Raw genomic sequence first — 3,837 nt, 5'->3', positions numbered from 1 at the left:
GCGCGCGTTTCGGTGCAGCACCCGATCGGCCTCGCTCCGTCGACGGCCGCGCGCGTCGAGGTCGAACAGCTCACCACCAAGCGGTTCGGCGCGTGGGGAGGGATCGTGAGCGGAACCCCCGGCGAGGTCGTCGCCGCGCTCGCGCGTGAACGCGCGCTCGGAGTCGAGTTGTTCATCCTCCAGTTCCACGACTTCGCCACGCCTGAGACGCTGTCCCTGTTCGCCCGGGAGGTCATGCCGGCATTGTGAGCGCGCCCGAGTGGCACGAATGGGGTGCACCTACCCGCGTCCGCATCGATCACGCGCCGGTGTGGTTGTTCGCGCTCGCGGTCAAGGACCGGAACCCGTTGTACGCGAGCGAGCAGGCGGCGCGGGCGGCGGGGTTCGGGGCGGTGCCCTGCCCGCCCACCTTCACGTTCGTGATGGCTCACACCGGGGCCTGGCCCGACCTGCAGCCGGAGTCGCGCACCGAGGGCGGCGCGGCCGCTGCCAGCGTTGCGGCCGGACCGGGCCTCTACCTCCACGGCGAGCAGGAGTTCGTGTACCACCGTCAACCCGTGGTGGGCGACGAGCTCGAGGGGCGCACCCGGGTCTCCCTGCCACAGCGGAAGGACGGCGGGAGGCGACCCATGGAGCTCACGTGGTACCAGACGCGCTGGTGCGACCTCGACGGCGCGCCGGTGGTCGACGAGCTGATCACGTCGGTCTATCTGGCGGACGGCGCGCCGACCTGACCCGCTACGGCTTCTCCTTGCCGATGCGCCGGTACGCATCGGCCGGGATGGCGTCGACGTCCTTGTACACGTGGTGCACGCACACGTCGCCTTTGCCCGCGGCGGGGAACTCGACGCTCGTCTGGGTGCCGCCCCATTCCACCGGCTGCATCTCGTTGTTCACCGAGCAGTGCGCGCAGTAGACGGGGAGCTCGTCGCGCATGAACGTGCGCGGCGCGGGCTCGCGCAGCACGAGGTAGCCGTCACCGTCGTAGCGGCCGTCGTCGATCAGGCGGCCCCCGGTACCGCAGTGGAACGACAGCGTGATCTTCTCGGCGTCCTCCTCGACGGCGCATGTGCCGAAGTTGGCCACCATGGCCCGAGCGATGACCTTGGCCCTGGCGCTCGCCGGTAGCGAGCCCCAATCCACGCCAGTGTCGCGGCGGGGCCGAACGAACTCCTCTCCGGTGGTGCGCAACGCCCGCTCGACCGCTTCCTCCCCGATCTCGCGACCGACGAACGACAGCAACGAGGTGATCCAGTTGATCGAGTAGTCCTGCAGACTGCGCCACTGGCCCACGGCGCGGTCGATGAGCTCGACGGCGCGCTCGGTCTCGCCGGCGCGCACCGCCACCTTGGCCTGCTCCCAGGTCGGCGTCGTCATCGACGCGACGTCGTCGGCGGACAGCTCATTCACGAATGGCCTCCTCGATCAGGGTGCGGTCGTCGGCCGGCATCGGAAGTGTGAGGGCGAGGGCCCGGCCCTCCGCGCTCATCTTCTTCAGCGTCTTGCGCACGACGTCGATCATCTTGGGACGGTCGAGCTTGGCCGTCAGCTCCGCGAACTGGGTCTCGATGAACACCAGGCAGAGGGCGTCCTCGAGCACCTGCACGTCGGGGTCACGCGTGAGGTTCCGCTTCCGCACGATGTCCTGCACACGCGCGATCGTCGCCGCGTCGTAGCCCACCTCGTCGAGGATCGCGCCGACATCGGCGGCGTGGCGCTCGTGCAGGTCGCGCCGCCACCGCAGGTACCCGGCCCGGCCCTCGGGGTACGACGGGCGCGGCACGACCCAGCGCCGGATGTGATGGGCGCGTGCCGCGAGGAGCAGCGCGTCCGACGCGTCGGGGCGCAGGCGGGTCACCCAGGCGGTCATCAGCTCGGCATGCGCCAGCTCCTTGGGCCGGGTGACGCCCGACGGCCGGCCCGGCTCCGGCACCACGATCGTGTTGGGGTCGTCGGCGTTGGCGGCATCGATGGCCGCGATCGCGCGGGTGAGACGCTCGTCGTCCGCCGTCAACGCGGGAGGCCGAGAACGCGCTCGGCGATGATGTTGCGCTGGATCTCGGACGTGCCGCCGGCGATGGTGCCCGAGAACGAGCGCAGGTACTGCACCGCCCAGGAGCCGTCGCGCCACATCGGCGGCCCGGCGCGAGCCTGGTCGAGACCCTCCGGGCCCAGTGCCTCGACGGCCGTCAGGTAGATGCTCCGCTCCGTCTCGCTCGTGAAGAGCTTGAGTATCGCGTGCTCGAGGGCGGGCTCGCCCCGCTCGAACTTGGCGAACCCCCGGTAGCCGAGGAATCGCTGAGCCTGACTGTCGATGTAGAGCGACGCCACCGCGTCGCGAAAGCGCGTGTCGTCGCCCAACCGCTGCCCGTCGGCACCCTTCTCGTCGCCCAGCTCCACCAGTGCCTCGACCCCGCGCTCGACGTTCGCGACACTGCCGATCCACAGCATCCCGCGTTCGTGGCCGAGCGATCCCTGCGCCATCGCCCAACCGCCGTTGAGCTCGCCCACCAGGTTCTCGGCCGGCACCTCGACGTCAGTGAAGAACACCTCGTTGAAGTCGGCAAAGTCGCGCTCGGTGAGCTCGGGAAGCGGGCGACACGTGATGCCGGGAGTGCTCATGTCGATGACGAGGACGCTGATGCCCTTGTGCTTGGCCGCGTCGGGATCGGTGCGCACGAAGCAGAAGCACCAGTCGGCGTGATGGGCGCCCGACGTCCACACCTTCTGCCCGGTCACGACGAACTTGTCGCCGTCGCGCACCGCGCGCGTTGCCAGCGAGGCGAGGTCGCTGCCCGCGCCCGGCTCGCTCATGCCGAGGCACCACGTGATCTCGCCGCGCAAGGTGGGGAGGACGAAGCGCTCCTTCTGGGCGTCGTCGCCGAAGTCGAGGATCGACGGCGCGATGATCGACAGCCCCTGCGGGTTGAGCGACCGGGGGATCTGCCGGCGGGCGATCTCCTCGAAGTAGATCATCTGCTCGGTCGGCGTCGCGTTGCGACCACCGAGCTCGGGTGGCCAACCCGGCACCAGCCACCCTGCGTCGAACAGACGGCGCTGCCAGGCGCGCGCCCAGTCGGGCAGGTGGGCGCTCGACCGCTTCGCCTCGCTCATCTCCGCGACCGGTGGGAGGTGCTCGTCGAGCCAGCGGTCGAGACCGGCGCGGAACTCCTCGGCCTCCACGCTGTACCGCAGCCGCATGTGCGGCAGACTACCTGACACCCGCGTCACTGAACGCCGCCTCGGCGAAGGAGAGCACACCGTGGTCCACGAGGTCCCGCCGGTCGAACGCGTGCGCCCGGGGCTGTGGAGTGTCCCGGTGCCGATCCCCAACAGCCCGCTGGGCTACACCCTCGTCTACCTCTTCGAGACCGAGCGCGGCCCGGTGCTGGTGGACTCGGGCTGGGACGACGACACCACGTGGAAGGTGCTACAGGAAGGCATCGCGACGACGGGCCACGACGTGGCCGATTGCTACGGCGTGCTCGTGACCCACATGCACCCCGACCACCACGGGCTGTCGGGGCGCGTGCGAGACGCGTCGGGCGCCTGGGTGGCGATGCACCCGCAGGACGCGTTCATCCTCCAGCGCCGCTTCGAGATCGACGACGAGTGGCTGCTGCAGGCAGCGGCCATCCTGCTCGATTCGGGCGCGCCGGAGGAAGCGATCGCATCGCTCCCGACGATCGACGAGATCGGTCGCATGAAGCCCCCGGTCCTTCCCGACCGCAACCTCGCCGACGACCAGCGCGTCGACGTGCCCGGTTGGGACGTGCGCGCGCTCTGGACACCGGGCCACTCTCCGGGCCACACGTGCTTCATCGTCGGTCGTGACGT

General features: G+C 70.3%; 5 protein-coding genes. 2 read left to right on the top strand and 3 right to left on the bottom strand.

Annotated elements, in window-relative coordinates; genetic code table 11:
- Positions 1-242 precede the first annotated feature (242 nt).
- Complete coding sequence (locus E6G06_18320; protein TML87499.1) at positions 243-734, top strand: MaoC family dehydratase; 492 nt, start codon at positions 243-245, stop codon at positions 732-734.
- Between the two features lie 4 nt (positions 735-738).
- Here the strand turns inward: E6G06_18320 and E6G06_18315 are convergent, their stop codons facing one another.
- From E6G06_18315 to E6G06_18305, 3 genes are read right to left on the bottom strand one after another with little or no spacing between them, the layout of a single operon-like run.
- Positions 739-1,410: a hypothetical protein gene (locus E6G06_18315; GenBank protein ID TML87498.1), complete on the bottom strand. Its 672-nt coding sequence runs from the start codon at positions 1,408-1,410 to the stop codon at positions 739-741.
- Positions 1,403-2,014 carry a DUF4202 domain-containing protein gene (locus E6G06_18310; protein ID TML87497.1) on the bottom strand — a complete coding sequence of 204 codons (612 nt, stop codon included), beginning with the start codon at positions 2,012-2,014 and terminating at the stop codon, positions 1,403-1,405. Before E6G06_18310 ends, E6G06_18315 begins: the two co-directional genes overlap by 8 nt.
- Complete coding sequence (locus tag E6G06_18305; protein TML87496.1) at positions 2,011-3,201, bottom strand: acyl-CoA dehydrogenase; 1,191 nt, start codon at positions 3,199-3,201, stop codon at positions 2,011-2,013. Before E6G06_18305 ends, E6G06_18310 begins: the two co-directional genes overlap by 4 nt.
- Between E6G06_18305 and E6G06_18300 the strand changes: the two genes are divergently transcribed.
- A partial coding sequence (locus E6G06_18300; GenBank protein ID TML87568.1) for an MBL fold metallo-hydrolase occupies positions 3,200-3,837 on the top strand: 638 nt, incomplete at its 3' end. The genes E6G06_18305 and E6G06_18300 overlap by 2 nt on opposite strands.

It is taken from the genome of Actinomycetota bacterium (assembly GCA_005888325.1).
In the GTDB taxonomy this organism is placed as follows: Bacteria; Actinomycetota; Acidimicrobiia; order Acidimicrobiales; family AC-14; genus AC-14.
The sequence above is the reverse complement of the archived record's forward strand: the minus strand, read 5'-3'. Positions and strand labels throughout refer to the sequence as shown.

Coding starts and splice junctions, on each gene's coding strand:
- E6G06_18305 (TML87496.1), bottom strand. CDS start 3,201: ATGCGGCTGCGGTACAGCGTGGAGGCCGAGGAGTTCCGCGCCGGTCTC.